Here is a 14966-nt window from a genome sequence, read left to right on the forward strand (position 1 = left end):
CGTTTTTTGTTAGAATGGAAAGGGTAAAAGAGAGGGAGAAAAAAATGGCAATACAAAAATTTAGAAAAACGGTCTTATTTGAATATATACAGATCATCTTTGGGGCTGCACTCGTTGGTCTAGCCTTCAATATTTTCCTTTTACCGTCCAGGCTAGCAGCAGGTGGCGTTTCAGGGATTAGTACAATATTATATGAACTCTTCCAATTCAATCCAGCTTACGTTCAATGGCTCATTAATATTCCACTACTAATACTTGGGGTCTTGCTTGTCGGCAAGGAATTCAGTATGAAAACGTTAGTTGGGACATTTTTTGTTCCGTTTGTCATCTGGCTCACAACGGACATAAAGCTTGCAGTAGAAAACCCATTATTAAGTGCGATTTACGGTGGGATTATGCTTGGTGTAGGTCTCGGTATTGTATACAGGGCTAACGGTTCGACAGGTGGTACTGCTTTAATCGCTCAATTGGTTAAGAAATATACGGGCCTTTCGAGTGGTTTTTCACAGTTGCTTGTAGATGGATTAGTTGTAGTCACATCGGCATTTGTCTTTAACTTTGAACTTGCTCTTTACGCGATGATAGCAATTTACGTTACGAGTAAGGTGATTGACTTTGTTCAGTTGCAAACGTCGCCGACCAAATTGGTTCTCATTATTACGGATAAAGAAGAGAAAGTCCAAGCCATTATAAAAAATGATATTAATCGCGGATTAACGAAGATTAAAACAATAGGCGGGTATTCCAATCAAGAAAAAACAATGATTTTATGTGTCGTTGAACAATCGGAAGCTGTCTACTTTAAAAAATTACTTCAAACACAAGAACCAACCTCATTTGTCATCTTCTTGAATGCGTCGGAGATACTTGGCCGCGGTTTTTCTAAAGCACAATTTGATGAAGATAATATGAAATGAAATTGTTGAAAATGACCTGTTGCGAATAATTCGCAACAGGTCATTTTTGTTTATTATAAAGGTTTTTCTACCCCATTTGTCGAAATAGACTGTATGTTGCAATCATTCAATTGATAGGGGGAATAGAAATGACTTACAAAGTGGAGCAAGTTGAGGATTTAAAGGCAATTGATATCTCTCATTTAGTGAAAGAAAGCGAAACGGAAGGGTACCGATTTTTAACACGACTAGTCAATGATTATGAGGATGGAACAAATAGGTTCAACAAACCGGGTGAAGCATTGTTAGCTGTTCAAAATGATGAGGGTGAGGTAGTAGCGATAGGTGGAGTAAACCAATCACCTTTTTCCGAAGATACACAAGTTGCACGTTTGCAGCGATTTTATGTATTAGATGATGCTAGGCGGCAAGGTGTAGGATCTCTTTTACTGAAAGAAATTGTTGACCATTCACGCGATGCATTTAAAGAAGTGACAGTGCGGACAGAATCTTCAAAAGCAGATGCTTTTTATAGGGCAAACGGATTTGAACTGGATGACACTGCTTCTGAGACGACACATTTGATGAAGTTGTAATTGAGGTATCCCTCAGTCTACTGGAATAAATTCAATACCAGGTGTAGAAATGATTCCGAATCATTTCTGCGCCTGGTTAACTTTCGTAGTGTTTGTATAGGGAAATATATCACCGGTATGTCACGGAAGAATTGAGGGATTTACTGTGGAGAAATGGAAAACGATTAAGTCAGAATATCACTTTAAAACTCCTTTTGGGAATTTGAGGAAAGACACGTGTCAGCTTCCGAACGGGGCAATCATTGATGATTATTTTGTCCATGAGTATGAAGATTGGGTAAATGCCATTGTATTAACGGAAGATAAACGGGTCGTATTCGTAGAACAATACCGTCATCCTGGTCAAGGATTTTATTTAGAAATTCCTGCCGGGAAAATTGAAGAGGGAGAGTCACATGAGGAGGGGATTTTGAGGGAGTTACGAGAAGAGACGGGTTTTATTTCGACGACGAAACCGATAAAACTTGGTGAGTTTATAATAAATCCGGCTACTCAAACAAATAGGATTGTTACCTTTCTAATTTTGGATGCATTCAAAGAATGTGAGCAGGAATTGGATGAAACTGAGGAGATTGAGGTGAAACTCATTTCTTTTGATTTAATCGAAGAGATGATTCAAGAACAAAAAATTACACAACTTTTTTCAGTAAGTGCCTATTACCTGGCCAAGAATATATTGAATAAATCAATTGTCTTGACTTCAGAAAAGAGGTAAGTGTATGAAAAGTAATAATCATGCTCTAATCATTGGCGGAACGGGTATGCTTGCCGAAGTTTGTCTTCATCTTGCACGTGAAGGTTATTCTGTTTCTGTCATTGGGCGTACATTGTCGAAGTTTAAACGATTGCAAGTAGAAAGTTCGCCAAATTCTATATTCCCACTTATAGCTGATTATAATACAGATGATGTATATGACGAAATTAAAAAAGCGATTCTGGAACGTGGCTCGTTTGATCTAATTATTAGCTGGACATCGAATTACAGTGTACTAGAGCGGATTTGTGAGATGAACCCAGGGGACACACCGTTTAGTCTGATCCATGTAAAGGGAAGTCGGCGGTATTTCGAAGATGAGCCTATCCGTATTCCAAGCAAGTGCAACTATCGGAGAGTCTATTTAGGATTTGTAATGGAAGACAGTGGCTCACGTTGGCTTACACATGCTGAAATTGCGAACGGAGTTATTAAACAGATTGGGGCAGATGAAGAAATGGGGATAATAGGTCAAATCCATCCCTATGAAGCACGTCCGAAATGATTTTTTGAAAAATGTTGACCTGTTGTTTCAGTACTGTTACAACGTTGAAAGGGGTGAGTGAGATATTAATCCGAAAAGCAGAGGTAGAGGATGTAACAGGAATTGCAAAAGTCCATGTGGATAGTTGGAGGACGACATATAAAGGAATTGTGCCGGATCCTTTTTTAGATAACCTTTCTTACGAGCAACGCGAGCTGATTTGGAAAAAAGGGATAAAAGAAAATAACATATACATAGCAGAAAATGAAAATGGTCAAGTTATCGGATTTTCTACAGGTGGAAAAGAGCGCACCGGGAAATACGAGGCATTTACAGGGGAATTATATGCGATTTATATCTTGAGAGAATACCAAGGAAAAGGAATTGGTCGATTACTCGTTCAGTCTGTTGTGGATGATTTAAAAAATAAGAATTTGAACTCGATGCTTATATGGGCGATAGAAGAGAACCCGGCTTGCCGCTTCTATGAAATGTTAGGTGGAAAGAAGGTTGACACTGAAGAAATCGAAATTGCAGGAAAGAAGTTGAGTGAAGTTGCATATGGATGGGATGATATAGCTAATTACAGGGGAAAAACGAAGTAACAGATTAGTTCGGTCATTTATTGGGATTATTCATTTTTTGCAAACATCTTTTTAATTATTTCAGGAGACAGGAGAAGTATAATGGTGAAGTTAGAAGAAGCAATTCAGTTAAGAAGTGAAGGGGAATTTGAGAAGTCAAATGTCTTACTCTCAAAATTAGTATTGGAATGCCCAGAAGATGCACTAGTTAATTATCAATATGCATGGAGTTTCGATGTTCTTGGGTTAGAAGCAGATGCTGTACCTTATTACGAAAAAGCCATCCAATTAGGCCTAGATGATACAAATGCAATAGGCGCATTTATAGGATTAGGTAGTTCATATCGTGCGTTAGGCAAGTATGAAAAATCGCAAACAGTTTTGGAAAAAGGAATTGAAAACTTCCCGGAAAACAATGCAATGAAAACTTTCTATGCAATGACATTGTACAATGTTGGTGAACATCGTGAAGCCATGGAGATTTTACTAACCAGTCTAGCTTACACGACAAATGATAGTGAAATCTTATCATATAAAAGAGCAATTGAGTTCTATGCTGATAAACTCGACAAAACTTGGTAGGTAGACTGCTATAAAATGGGGATGAAAATAATATCTATATATTGAACTAAAGAATCCCATTGAATCTACTGTGGCGCTCAATAAGGAGAGAGTTGTATTTCGGGATGTGGATTGTAGAAAACTTGGCGCTTTGAGGATGCCTTTGGACGTAATCCTAGATTAGCGCTTCGCATCCAGTTTTACGGCTTCGGCGACCCCCTTTGCCACGCCTGCGCTAGGTTGTTCATTATCGAGAGAAATGTGAGGTTGAGATGTATATGGCGAGACTTTAATGTGATTACTAGTTGATACCAATTATATCCAAGAAAGACGCACTCCAGGTTGCAGATTTCAACACAGATAATGAAATGCTCTTTCTCACATAGACCATCCAACGAAGGCGCGACTTCGTGGTAGCCGGAGCGATAAGACTGAAGGAGGGATGCCTCCCTGGTCTTCTTTCTGGCTTATCGCGGGAGGCATCCACAAAGCGTTCAAGCGGTATTGGCGGGAAATCTAATTAGTTCTAAGTATTGGGACTTTTTCAGTGGCCTCCCAAAAGCCCTTTTAAAGCGCATAAGCCGTATTCATTTGTTCAACATATATATTAAGGAATGATTAAATTGGGTGAACGATTTACAATCACTGATGTGGAAAGAGAAAAAGTATTGGGAAATTACTTCAAACAAGGTTTGCAAGGACCGCTTGACGTATTTCCGAGTAAAGAAAAGAGGAAGTACATTATTGCCCAAGAAATAATTAAGCAATTTGAAGTTGATAGAATGTACGTGGAAAAAGAAATAAATGACCTATTGGCGACGATTTATCCTGATTTTGCCACAGTAAGACGATTTCTGATAGATTATCGTTTCATGACTAGAAGTAATGATGGCAAGCAGTACAGGATTGAAGGCTGACTATTTGCAAATACATAGGAATGTGGAACCGAAAGAAGTGAATATGTTCGTTGAAAAGGTCTTTGGTAAGTATGAAGATTTGATCCACGGTTTTTGTACGAGTATGTGAGCAGTGTGAATGAAAGAGGAGTAGTTTATGGTCATTACAACTGAAAGAGAAATTGTTGTTTTAATTCAAGAGGATAAGTGGATGATGGACCTATTGAAATGCGCCAAATCATTGAATTTGCCTGATTGGTGGATCTGCGCCGGATTTGTTCGATCTAAAATTTGGGATGTGCAGCACGGTTTCAATGAAAGGACGACGACTCCAGATATTGATGTCATCTATTATGATCGAACAAATAGTGAAAAAAGTGTGGAAAAGGAATACGAGGAAGTGTTGAAAAGACTTCTACCTGCTATCCCTTGGTCGGTCAAAAATCAGGCAAGAATGCATAGTGTAAATAATGTCATCCCCTATACTTCGTCTGTTGATGCGATTTCAAGGTTTCCTGAAACAGCAACAGCTTTGGGGGTGAAATTGGATGAAGGAAACAATGTCATATTAACAGCGCCTCATGGTATAGAAGATGTTGTAAATTTGAGGGTGAAACCGACCCCTTATTTTTGTGATAAGAAAGAACGGATGAAGATTTATGAAGAAAGGATTAAGAAAAAGAATTGGCAAGTTGTATGGAGCAAGCTTGAGATTATTAGTTTGGACAGTGACTAGGAGGGCTTTTATGGAATTTACAGTAAGCTACGCTTCATTTACGACTGCAGTTTCTGATATAAATAAAATTATTTCATCAAAAAGCGTTATTCCAATACTCTCTGGAATAAAAATAGAAGCCAACGAGTATGGACTTAAGCTTACGGGTAGCAATTCGGATATTTTTATTGAAAGAACTATCCCTTTACTAATAAGTGGAGAAAAGGTCGTGGATATCAAAGAATTTGGAAGTGTAGTTGTTTTATCGAAATATTTGAACGAAATTGTGAAAAAACTCCCCAATGATATTTGTATTAAATTAGGACGCAATGATTCAATCACGATAAAATCGGGGGATATTGAAACAAAACTAAATGGATTCAATGCGAATGACTATCCAAAACTTCCGGAGATGGATCGCAATACTAAAATTGAAATACCGTTTGGGAAATTAACGGAGGCTATAAAGCAAACTGCATTTGCGGTTTCAAAAAGTGAGGCTAAACCGGTACTAACTGGAGTGAAGATGGAGTTTGAAGAAAACAAACTCATTTGTACAGCAACAGATTCACATAGATTAGCACGTAGAGAAGTGACTATAGAATCTAAAACAACAGAATCATTTGTAGTTCCGAGTACAAGTTTGTCAGAACTGACGCATCTTAAAGAGGCGGATTCGTCAATCGTAGAGATTTCTTATACGAATAATTTCATTGTGTTTGGGACCGCTATGAGTTCACTTTATTCAAGGTTAATTGAGGGTGTCTATCCTAACACTGGATCTTTGGTGCCAACTGAATCAAAGGCATTGATAACCATGAATACTCAAGTATTAATAGAAGGAATGGATCGGGCTTGTGTATTTTCGACTGAATGGAAACACAATAACATCCAATTGGAGATTGTGGATGATGCTACTATCAAAATATCTTCCAATTCTACAGAAGTCGGGATGATTGAAGAGCTTCAAAAAATTATACATATCGAAGGACAGAACGATATCCAAATGTCATTTGATGGTCGTTTTGTACTTGACGCACTAAAAAGGATACCAGAAGAAAATGTCACGATACGTTTTGATGGCTTGATGAAACCGATTGTCATTCAGCCGCAAAATGATTCCACTTGCCTCCATCTAATTTCACCAGTACGGTCTTATTGAAATGAATAAGTTCTCTCGATCTAGGGAGGAGAGCTTGGGCATATAGGAGATTTCTAATTTTTAGTAGCGAAAGGGGATTTCAAGATGAATTTAGCAGCACAAACTTATTGGGACGAATTTTGGAAGAACGAAGAGAAACCTACTTCTGTCAACGCATGGATGTTTGGAAGTTTGCCAGATGAGCTTGCACAGCTTGTAATTGATGGGGAAAAGACAGCGACATGTTCAGGTCATGTAATTTATGAACTGGAGAACGAGCCATTACCCAGAATAGATGAGTACAGCATTATTTTAAATAGCGACGAAAAACCAGTGGCAATCATTAAGACCATTGCAGTATCGCTTGTACCGATGAATGAAGTATCGGAAGAGTTTGCGCTTGCTGAAGGGGAAGGGTCATATGAAGATTGGAAATTGGCTCATGTGAGATTCTTTACGAGTGAATTACGAGAAGTTGGACTTGAGTTCACTGAGGACATGCTCCTTGTTTGCGAACGATTTACGCTAATTGATGTAAAAGATAATAACTTAGGATAGACAAATTGCCTTACACAAGGCAACGATAAATGATCGTTTAGGGGGAATAGTGATGTTAGCAACAACTTTAGAAAGTTATTTAGGAGATAAGATACTAGAGCTATCGAAGGAAGTTAGGCAAGAGATGTTGACGCAAATTGGAAATCCAGATGGTTTTTTGCGTGACGAGTTAATCTATCGAAGTTTTGGAAAAGTAATAGCTTCCAATCAATTAAATTCAGAAGAAATTCAGAATCTACTTGAGACGGTATTACAGGAAGACTATCTATTTTACGGGATTGGCGAGTCTGGAACTGATTCAGTATTTACACGTTCTTTTTCTGCACTCGTCATTGCTGCAGTTATTGAATATGACATTGAGAAACAAATAGTAAATCCAGATCTTGTTCAGTATACAGTGAACAAGGTTATACGCTATATGAGGGAAGAAAAAGACACTCGAGGTTTTATCCAGGGTAATGGATGGGCGCATGCCATCGCACATGGCGCAGATACCTTGGATGCCTTGGCAAAACATCCTCTACTGAAAAAAGAGGATATCAGTCGAATTCTTCATGCAGTTCAATATTCCTTGTTAAGGCAAGTTGACTATTTGGATGAAGAGGAAGAACGCTTAGCTATAATACTAGTTTCATTAATAAAGCATCAAGATGCTGAGAAGGTTATACAAGTATGGATTGAAGAACTTGCCGGAATGGTAGAAACTGAAATGCTTGAAAATAAAGGATCACTTGACGCCTATCACGTACAAAGAACGGTAAAGAACTTTTTGAAATCAGTCTTTGTAATTTTGAGTTCGAAGGGAATCGGTAAGAAAGTGAACAGCGACGTTTTTAAAGTTCTCGAAAAGTGGATGTGGATGTATCTAAATTAGTCATATAGTCTTCAGATACTGCTGTGGTCCTCGAGTAATCTGTCGTCCAATTCTACGTTAAGTGCTAATGTAAATATCTTTTCGAGACAATCAGCATACTATCTAAGGTAGCGTAATGATGCTCAGGAAAGGTGGAGACATATGTATTATCCTTATGCCCAACAAATGACCTGCCGACAACCGCGGGTTATGACTGTTACAGGAATTGGGAGTCTTAAACTAGCACCGGATATTGCTCAAATCCAGTTGGAAGTCAGTACTGAAAACAAACAACTGAACCATGCACAAAAGGAAAATGCTTATGAGATGAATCAAGTCATCGATTCGTTATTGAAAATGGGGATTGACAGGGAGAATATACAAACGATTTCGTACACTATAGTTCCCCAATACAACTATATCGAAGGCGAACAAGTATTTAGAGGATATGAAGTTACGAATGCGATTACAGTAAAAATTACAGATATTGATCAAGTTGGAAATATAATAGACGTGGCGGTCCAAAACGGGGCAAACAGGGTATCAAATATCCAGTTCAAGGTTGAAAATGAACAATTGGACTATCAAAAAGCATTGAGCCTTGCACTTAAAAACGCATTAGCCAAGGCGCAAACAATTGCTGAGACAATGCAACTGCAACTTGATCCACATCCAATTAAAATTGTTGAAGAATTAAGAGCAGAACCCATCGCATATCGAACATTTGCTGCGAGAGAAATGACTAGCTCCACACCGATTGAACAGGGGCAGATTTCGATTAACGCCACGGTTAAAGTGCAATTTCGGTATTGAAATATCAGCGTAAAATAGATGGATACTATTTTACGTTGAAAAAACGACAGCTAACCGAATCACAACTAAAAATTAAGGGAGTGGGGAAAACATGGGAATTAAAAAATCTTCTAATTACCTATCACCTATTGCGCGGATATTTGACAAGTTTTCACGGCAACAAGACGCATCGTTGATTTATGGTGAACCGATTAATTTTGAAAACAAAAAAGTCCTTCCGGTAGCAAAGATTAATTATATTGTTGGCGGGGGAGGCGGCTATTCTAGTGAAACAGGAAACTCTTTAGGTGCCCAAGGAGAAGGGGGCGGGGGACATATCTCCGTCAGACCTTTGGGTGTTTACGAGATAGATGCGGAGAAGGTGAAGTTCAAACCAATCATTGACCTCAAATTTACTTTAACACTAGTTGCTGTTTTTACACTTGGCCTAGTTTGGTTATTAAAAAGGGCTCGCTGAAAATTAATTTGTACGGGGGGAATAATTGAATGTTGTATCGCAGAAAAACGTACACGGTTGAACCAGCGATGTACGAAACGTTTACCCACTTTTTCCACACCTATTTGCTTCCGAATCAGCTGACGCATGGAGCGCAGCTGGTTGGACGGTGGGTCAATGAAGAACGGACGGAGATAATGGCAATGTGGGCATACGATAATAGGGCTCATTATGAGACAGTAGACGCTAGCATTCGGGCATCGGAAATGCATGCTGAAGCGCAAAATTATCGGAAATCATTAGCTCCATTATTTATTTCATCAAATGAAGACTTTTTCACTTCGACGGGGAATTATGGACAATCTAGACAAATTATTGTTGTAAATGGCTACATTGTCAATGAGGAAGGACATGTATTACTTGTACGGAACAATCACCGAAATGATACATATGAAATGCCGGGTGGGCGACTTGAGCTTGGTGAAACCTTGAAAGAGGCGGTTAAACGGGAAGTACTAGAAGAAACAGGTATCCACGCAGAAATTGGTGATGTGACAGGAGTTTATCAAGATATCACGTTAGGCGTCATCTGTATGGTTTTTCGTGGAAGAGCGATGTCAGGCGTACCAGCTGCACAACCTCCTGAAACGATTGACGTACAATTTGTTGACTTTGATAAAGAGCAAGTAGGAGACTGGATAAAACGCCCGCAATTTGCATCTAGTGTGGATGATGCTCGAAATAGCGATACGATTGTTTATGAAAGTTATGAAGTGAGACCGTATAGATTGATTGAGCGCTCATGAATAATCTTACTTGGGTTGGAAGTGAAAAGGACTTTGTCGATGAACGAGATGTACGATGGATTAATCGTGTAGCGGTTGGTAGATTTGGAGGTAATTCTTCAGCGGGACAAACCAAGAATGAAGATGGCTGCGTTATTTGGCAAAATGAGGATTGGGAATTAGCGGCTATTTTGGATGCACATAAAAGTGCTGAAAGTGCGGAACTTGTTGTACAAACACTCGGGCAGCATAAAGAAAAATTGGTGGAGATTTTAGATATGAAAGGTCCTCCACGATTTAAACGTTTGGAAATGAAGTTACTTGAAATTTTTCAATCTGAACAATTTTTGAATGAATGCAGATGTGCCAAGGGAGAAACGGCTTGTCTTATCGTTGTCAGGAAAGCTAATTACGTTTGGTGGTTTTCGGTTGGAGATTGTTTAGTATATCTGTTCCATTCGGAATTAATTGCACTAAATCAGTTTCAACTTAACCAAAGGCAATTCTTTGAATGGATTGGTCAAGTGAATACGTTTGAGCAAGCAGTACCATGCTACACGTCAGGGACAAGGGAAATGAGAAAAGGGAACAATCTTATTTTTTTGACGACTGATGGTTTAGTGGAATGCCCGGGGGAACCTTTTTTGGATCCGTCAGATCTCGTTGCCGTGCTGAATGAAAAAGAACTTGATAAAGGGATTTCGCAGTTATTGATGGAAATCGAAAGACAAAATGTACGAGACAGTACGACAATTATCGCATGGAATGTGGAAGTAGAAAAGGAAGGTAGCATCCCGAGCGATTATCTCGGATGAAGGAAAAATGACGGGAGGAATTAGATATGGAAGCATCTGAATTAATTGAAATCAAAACCCTTTATTATAACTTAATTCTTGCATGGAATAATCGCGATGCTAAGAGCATGGCTGATCAATTTACAGAGCAAGGCGAATTGATTGGATTTGACGGAAGTCAAGAAATTGGGCGAAATACTATTTTTGCACATTTAGAACCGATATTTGCAGATCATCCAACACCTCCATTTATCAATGTCGTTAAAGATGTGTACTTTCTGAGTGCTGGAGTTGCGATGTTGCGTGCAATCGTCGGGATGATACCTCCGGGCGGAACAGAACTTGACCCAAATTTGAATGCTCATCAAACACTGATTGCAGTAAAAGAAAAGGATGGATGGAAAATAAAACTTTTCCAAAATACACCGGCCCAATTTCACGGAAGATCTGACTTGGTCGAGCGGATGACCAAAGAATTGAAGCAAGTATCTGATGTAGGCTGAAAAAAGTGCCCCGCACCAAGATAATACCAGTGCGGGGAGTGTTTTAGTTACTGTTCATGACAAAGATAATCATTTTCTCTTCTTTTCATTTGAGTTCATTCGTTCGCGTTTTGGTTTCAGGGAACGGAGTTCAGCAAACTCGCGGGCTATTTCTTCATTCATGTCGCCCGGTTTTATTTTTTGGTTTTTCGGCGTTTGTGGTAAAGACCGTGCATTATTTCCGCCAGTTTTATTGTCATCTCTTCCCATAGTAACAACTCCTTTCATTTTTTCAGTGCCACGTTAATATGGCTTTCTAAAGAAATATTATTCAGCAGTTTTCATGCTGAATTAATGTGGAAATTAAAATAAAAATGTTTCTTTTGATTATTATCGTCAAAAAAGAAGGTTTACAATAGTAGTTTTAATAGTATAATAGTAAATAATTGAATATTCTTATCAAGAGAAGCTGAGGGATATGGCCCTGTGAAGCTTCAGCAACCTCTGACTTAGTCAGGAAGGTGCTACCTCCAACAAGATTTTTTCTTGAGAGATAAGAACAGAGTGCCCAAATTAAACCCTCTTGTCTTGTCTTATAGAAAAGAGGGTTTTTTATATTGAATCATTTGATTCAAACCAAAGTGAAAAGGGAGAGACGACACATGCCGATTAATGTACCGAAACAATTACCAGCAGGAGAACTATTGAAGAAGGAAAAAATATTTGTGATGGATGAAGAACGCGCAACGTCCCAAGATATACGTCCTATGAACATCGCCATTTTAAACTTAATGCCTGAAAAAGAAAGAACAGAGTTGCAACTGCTACGTCTATTAGGGAATACACCACTACAAGTAAATGTTACATTTTTGAACACAGCAACTCATGATTCTAAAAACGTTAGTAAAACGCATTTAAACGCATTTTATACAACATTTGAACATGTGAAACATCGTCGTTTCGATGGACTGATTATTACGGGTGCCCCGATTGAGCATTTAGAATTTGAAGACGTTAATTACTGGAAAGAAATAACGGAGATTATGGAATGGTCAAAAGAAAATGTAACCTCTGTTTTACATATTTGTTGGGGTGCCCAAGCAGCACTCTATCACCATTATGGAATCGGGAAATTTGAATTGCCGAAAAAATGCTCAGGCGTTTTTACGCATCGACTATCCGACCCAACGATTAATCTTGCACGTGGTTTTAATGACGAATTTAAAGCACCGCATTCACGTTATACATCCGTTTCAACTGAGGAAATAAAAAATGATCCCCGTCTACACTTGCTTGCTAAATCAGAGGATGCAGGGGCATTCATCGTCATTTCTAAAGATAATAAACATATTATGATCACAGGTCATTTGGAATACGATGCGGATACGTTGGCGGAGGAATATGCACGTGATTTGCAAAAAGGAGTTGGTATTGATATCCCGGAAAATTATTTTCCGAATGATGATCCAAGCAAAGAGCCGTTGAATACATGGCGTTCCCATACGCATCTACTCTTCTCCAACTGGCTAAATTATTATGTGTATCAAGAAACACCTTATGAATGGGAATAACTAGTTAATGACAAATGTATCAATTAAACCACGTCTGTAGATTAACCATTTATTTGCATAAAACACTGGTAAGTAGGGCTTGATGACCTTCATTTTCACTGCATTATTTTCGGCCCGCTTTCGACTAACTATTCATGACAGATTTACTGAGGGGTCCGAGTGTGGCTAGAAGTGACTCCGTCACTTCTAGCCACACTCTTTTTAGTAATACTATTGCGAATAGTTGCCTGTCGCGTTCCTACACTATTCAAGTGGAAAATGCAGTTGTTTTGGAAGAATAGAATAGATGACATTCTATGAAGGGTGTAAGTGCCCGAAGATGCAATTTCGGGCACTCTTGGACGATGTACAATGCGTTCCTTTCTTACTTTTAGCAAAGATTATACATCTAATCATGTAATACCTTATAGCAAGCGCGACTTCTTTACTAAAAAAAGAAAAAACCATATAGAAAGCTTCAGCCGCCAAAATTGCATCTTTGGCGGCTTTTCTCCGACTTGGATGTCAGCTATTCTTTCATCAAAAAAAGCATAAGCACTACAAGTACTTTTGCATCCAGACATCCCGCTAATTGAATAGAAGTCATTCAATCCGAAGCAATCCAAAAATGCAACTATACAAGTAGCGCCCGGAAGGTAATTATGTTATTCACTGGTTAGTTTTGGTTAATCAACAGGTCTGCAATTAACCAAACCAGAAAATGACTGCTTACTATTTTGCAAAAAACTCTAGATTCCTGGCGTATAGGTGCTTTTTTAAAGAAAGTGGTTAATCATCAGATGTGACTCAATGACCCTTTTGTCGTGAATTGCATAAGCTAATACGACGAGGGGGTAAGTGAGATGGGGTTGTTTATTAACAAAAATGGGCACCCGGATGTTTTTAAAAATAATGCAGACATTTTAGGGAAGAACCAAGAACACTATAAAATAGATCCGATAGCGGAATGGATGAAGGAACATAGGGAAGCGTCTCATTCGGTTGGTGAACAGTTCAATATCATGGAAACCTTACTAAAGCAACAGAAAAACACACAATCCAATCAATTGAAATCAATCCATAATCGTTTGAATGAAATCAAGGAAAGTGATTTCCGACATGAAAATTTTGGGAAAGATGTTATGAAGTCGTTAAAAAAAGTAGAAACTAAAAACGAAATGTTACAACGTACGTTGATACATGAGCGAATAATGAATCGAGAATTCATCGGGAAAGTGAATGAGGTCAGCCAGTCAAATGAAGAAATTGTCAATAGTATAGAAATGCTGACTTCTGCAAATGAGGAAATTGTAGTCAAAATGAATGAACAATTAGATTATCAAAAGCTGTTGTCAGAGCAAATATTTAAACAAGAAGATATACAAAAAGACGTGATCAGCAGGCTGGACAACCAAGAAGGATTGCTAGGGAAAGTGATAAGGCAACTGGATTATCTACGCTCAGTCCTATACGAGCGAACCAACTTTTTATCAGAGAAAATAGAAGGTAGTTACAGCATGACGTCTTCGTATCTATCCAAATTATTGACCAGATCGGATCCAGTTTCGGCACGTTTTATGTTGAGCCAAAAGCAGGAAGAAAAAGAGGAGAACGTTGATTGAAAGGTATGGCTATTTAATGATGGAAAACATCATTACAATTAAGCAAGCCTCAAGTGCAAATCATATACCTAGGAACTGCTTAATTGTCTTTTCAGTTATGGGCTTAGGGATTCAGCACATATTAGCCATCCTTGAATAGAATGTTAAGGACAACGGGATAATCGAATTGGAGGAGATTGGGTGACGAATCAGAATCGACAAAATCAAAACCAATATTGGCATGAACATTATCAGAACCCACAATACCGGAGGATAACAATAAATCAGGCGATGGCCATTGCATTAGAGCGGGTTCCAGGCCAGGTAGTAAAAGCGGAATTAGATTACGACGATGGAATGCTGGTATATGAAATTGACGTAAGAACGGCAGAAGGTCATAAGTATGAAGTTAAAATTGATGCGAATACAGGTGCAGTCCTCAGAGTGAAACTAGATTAATGAAACTA

At 38.6% G+C, this 14966-nt stretch carries 20 protein-coding genes and 1 riboswitch; of the genes, 19 read left to right on the forward strand and 1 reads right to left on the reverse strand.

Annotation, left to right across the window (positions count from 1 at the left end):
- The first annotated feature begins 44 nt into the window (after nt 1–44).
- The 16 genes from AZE41_RS06410 (at nt 45) to AZE41_RS06485 (ending at nt 11369) form a co-directional block, all read left to right on the forward strand.
- Nucleotides 45–917, forward strand: a complete 873-nt coding sequence (locus AZE41_RS06410) for a YitT family protein (RefSeq protein WP_067206981.1) — start codon at nt 45–47, stop codon at nt 915–917.
- A gap of 128 nt (nt 918–1045) precedes the next feature.
- Nucleotides 1046–1492 carry a GNAT family N-acetyltransferase gene (locus AZE41_RS06415; RefSeq protein WP_067206984.1) on the forward strand — a complete coding sequence of 149 codons (447 nt, stop codon included), beginning with the start codon at nt 1046–1048 and terminating at the stop codon, nt 1490–1492.
- Nucleotides 1493–1637: 145 nt separating this feature from the next.
- Nucleotides 1638–2207, forward strand: coding sequence for an NUDIX hydrolase (locus AZE41_RS06420; protein WP_067206987.1), 570 nt, complete (start codon nt 1638–1640; stop codon nt 2205–2207).
- A 4-nt stretch (nt 2208–2211) separates the two neighbouring features.
- Entirely contained in the window at nt 2212–2751 is a 540-nt protein-coding gene (locus AZE41_RS06425; protein WP_067206990.1) for a Rossmann-fold NAD(P)-binding domain-containing protein, read from the forward strand.
- A gap of 53 nt (nt 2752–2804) precedes the next feature.
- A complete protein-coding gene (locus AZE41_RS06430) occupies nt 2805–3335 on the forward strand; it encodes a GNAT family N-acetyltransferase (protein WP_399631368.1) in 531 nt (176 codons plus the stop codon).
- A gap of 81 nt (nt 3336–3416) precedes the next feature.
- Entirely contained in the window at nt 3417–3896 is a 480-nt protein-coding gene (locus AZE41_RS06435; RefSeq protein ID WP_067206995.1) for a tetratricopeptide repeat protein, read from the forward strand.
- 602 nt (nt 3897–4498) lie between these two features.
- Nucleotides 4499–4792, forward strand: coding sequence for a DUF2087 domain-containing protein (locus AZE41_RS06440; RefSeq protein ID WP_231885781.1), 294 nt, complete (start codon nt 4499–4501; stop codon nt 4790–4792).
- 136 nt (nt 4793–4928) lie between these two features.
- On the forward strand, nt 4929–5507 hold the full coding sequence (locus AZE41_RS06445) for a nucleotidyltransferase family protein (RefSeq protein ID WP_067207002.1): 579 nt from the start codon (nt 4929–4931) through the stop codon (nt 5505–5507).
- Between the two features lie 10 nt (nt 5508–5517).
- The gene (dnaN, locus tag AZE41_RS06450; protein WP_067207003.1) at nt 5518–6648 is read left to right on the forward strand and encodes a DNA polymerase III subunit beta; all 1131 of its coding nucleotides are present in this window, start codon (nt 5518–5520) and stop codon (nt 6646–6648) included.
- An 84-nt stretch (nt 6649–6732) separates the two neighbouring features.
- A complete protein-coding gene (locus AZE41_RS06455) occupies nt 6733–7185 on the forward strand; it encodes an ASCH domain-containing protein (RefSeq protein ID WP_067207005.1) in 453 nt (150 codons plus the stop codon).
- 52 nt (nt 7186–7237) lie between these two features.
- Nucleotides 7238–8059, forward strand: coding sequence for a DUF2785 domain-containing protein (locus tag AZE41_RS06460; protein WP_067207006.1), 822 nt, complete (start codon nt 7238–7240; stop codon nt 8057–8059).
- A 141-nt stretch (nt 8060–8200) separates the two neighbouring features.
- Nucleotides 8201–8851: an SIMPL domain-containing protein gene (locus AZE41_RS06465; RefSeq protein WP_067207009.1), complete on the forward strand. Its 651-nt coding sequence runs from the start codon at nt 8201–8203 to the stop codon at nt 8849–8851.
- Nucleotides 8852–8942: 91 nt separating this feature from the next.
- Nucleotides 8943–9308 carry a hypothetical protein gene (locus AZE41_RS06470; protein WP_067207011.1) on the forward strand — a complete coding sequence of 122 codons (366 nt, stop codon included), beginning with the start codon at nt 8943–8945 and terminating at the stop codon, nt 9306–9308.
- A 29-nt stretch (nt 9309–9337) separates the two neighbouring features.
- Nucleotides 9338–10093: an NUDIX hydrolase gene (locus AZE41_RS06475; protein ID WP_067207012.1), complete on the forward strand. Its 756-nt coding sequence runs from the start codon at nt 9338–9340 to the stop codon at nt 10091–10093.
- Nucleotides 10090–10887, forward strand: a complete 798-nt coding sequence (locus tag AZE41_RS06480; RefSeq protein ID WP_067207015.1) for a protein phosphatase 2C domain-containing protein — start codon at nt 10090–10092, stop codon at nt 10885–10887. The genes AZE41_RS06475 and AZE41_RS06480 overlap by 4 nt, the downstream gene beginning before the upstream one ends.
- A gap of 26 nt (nt 10888–10913) precedes the next feature.
- The gene (locus AZE41_RS06485) at nt 10914–11369 is read left to right on the forward strand and encodes an SgcJ/EcaC family oxidoreductase (RefSeq protein ID WP_067207018.1); all 456 of its coding nucleotides are present in this window, start codon (nt 10914–10916) and stop codon (nt 11367–11369) included.
- A gap of 69 nt (nt 11370–11438) precedes the next feature.
- Here the strand turns inward: AZE41_RS06485 and AZE41_RS06490 are convergent, their stop codons facing one another.
- On the reverse strand, nt 11439–11618 hold the full coding sequence (locus AZE41_RS06490) for a hypothetical protein (RefSeq protein WP_067207021.1): 180 nt from the start codon (nt 11616–11618) through the stop codon (nt 11439–11441).
- A gap of 183 nt (nt 11619–11801) precedes the next feature.
- A riboswitch (SAM riboswitch) is annotated at nt 11802–11908 on the forward strand.
- Between the two features lie 102 nt (nt 11909–12010).
- Between AZE41_RS06490 and metA the strand changes: the two genes are divergently transcribed.
- From metA to AZE41_RS06505, 3 genes are all read left to right on the forward strand, one after another.
- The gene (gene metA / locus AZE41_RS06495) at nt 12011–12919 is read left to right on the forward strand and encodes a homoserine O-acetyltransferase MetA (protein ID WP_067207023.1); all 909 of its coding nucleotides are present in this window, start codon (nt 12011–12013) and stop codon (nt 12917–12919) included.
- Nucleotides 12920–13761: 842 nt separating this feature from the next.
- Nucleotides 13762–14520: a hypothetical protein gene (locus tag AZE41_RS06500; protein ID WP_067207025.1), complete on the forward strand. Its 759-nt coding sequence runs from the start codon at nt 13762–13764 to the stop codon at nt 14518–14520.
- A gap of 180 nt (nt 14521–14700) precedes the next feature.
- Nucleotides 14701–14958: a PepSY domain-containing protein gene (locus AZE41_RS06505; protein WP_067207030.1), complete on the forward strand. Its 258-nt coding sequence runs from the start codon at nt 14701–14703 to the stop codon at nt 14956–14958.
- Nucleotides 14959–14966: the final 8 nt, after the last annotated feature.

Origin of the sequence: Sporosarcina psychrophila, from assembly GCF_001590685.1 — a bacterium.
GTDB lineage: Bacteria > Bacillota > Bacilli > Bacillales_A > Planococcaceae > Sporosarcina > Sporosarcina psychrophila.

Bases quoted from the DNA above. Each gene is read 5' to 3' on its own strand.
- AZE41_RS06470 (WP_067207011.1), top strand. From the start codon at position 8,943: ATGGGAATTAAAAAATCTTCTAATTACCTATCACCTATTGCGCGGATA.
- AZE41_RS06485 (WP_067207018.1), top strand. From the start codon at position 10,914: ATGGAAGCATCTGAATTAATTGAAATCAAAACCCTTTATTATAACTTA.
- AZE41_RS06475 (WP_067207012.1), top strand. From the start codon at position 9,338: ATGTTGTATCGCAGAAAAACGTACACGGTTGAACCAGCGATGTACGAA.
- AZE41_RS06455 (WP_067207005.1), top strand. From the start codon at position 6,733: ATGAATTTAGCAGCACAAACTTATTGGGACGAATTTTGGAAGAACGAA.
- AZE41_RS06435 (WP_067206995.1), top strand. From the start codon at position 3,417: ATGGTGAAGTTAGAAGAAGCAATTCAGTTAAGAAGTGAAGGGGAATTT.
- metA (WP_067207023.1), top strand. From the start codon at position 12,011: ATGCCGATTAATGTACCGAAACAATTACCAGCAGGAGAACTATTGAAG.
- AZE41_RS06410 (WP_067206981.1), top strand. From the start codon at position 45: ATGGCAATACAAAAATTTAGAAAAACGGTCTTATTTGAATATATACAG.
- AZE41_RS06490 (WP_067207021.1), bottom strand. From the start codon at position 11,618: ATGGGAAGAGATGACAATAAAACTGGCGGAAATAATGCACGGTCTTTA.
- AZE41_RS06445 (WP_067207002.1), top strand. From the start codon at position 4,929: ATGGTCATTACAACTGAAAGAGAAATTGTTGTTTTAATTCAAGAGGAT.
- AZE41_RS06500 (WP_067207025.1), top strand. From the start codon at position 13,762: ATGGGGTTGTTTATTAACAAAAATGGGCACCCGGATGTTTTTAAAAAT.
- AZE41_RS06415 (WP_067206984.1), top strand. From the start codon at position 1,046: ATGACTTACAAAGTGGAGCAAGTTGAGGATTTAAAGGCAATTGATATC.
- AZE41_RS06425 (WP_067206990.1), top strand. From the start codon at position 2,212: ATGAAAAGTAATAATCATGCTCTAATCATTGGCGGAACGGGTATGCTT.
- AZE41_RS06460 (WP_067207006.1), top strand. From the start codon at position 7,238: ATGTTAGCAACAACTTTAGAAAGTTATTTAGGAGATAAGATACTAGAG.
- AZE41_RS06480 (WP_067207015.1), top strand. From the start codon at position 10,090: ATGAATAATCTTACTTGGGTTGGAAGTGAAAAGGACTTTGTCGATGAA.
- dnaN (WP_067207003.1), top strand. From the start codon at position 5,518: ATGGAATTTACAGTAAGCTACGCTTCATTTACGACTGCAGTTTCTGAT.
- AZE41_RS06465 (WP_067207009.1), top strand. From the start codon at position 8,201: ATGTATTATCCTTATGCCCAACAAATGACCTGCCGACAACCGCGGGTT.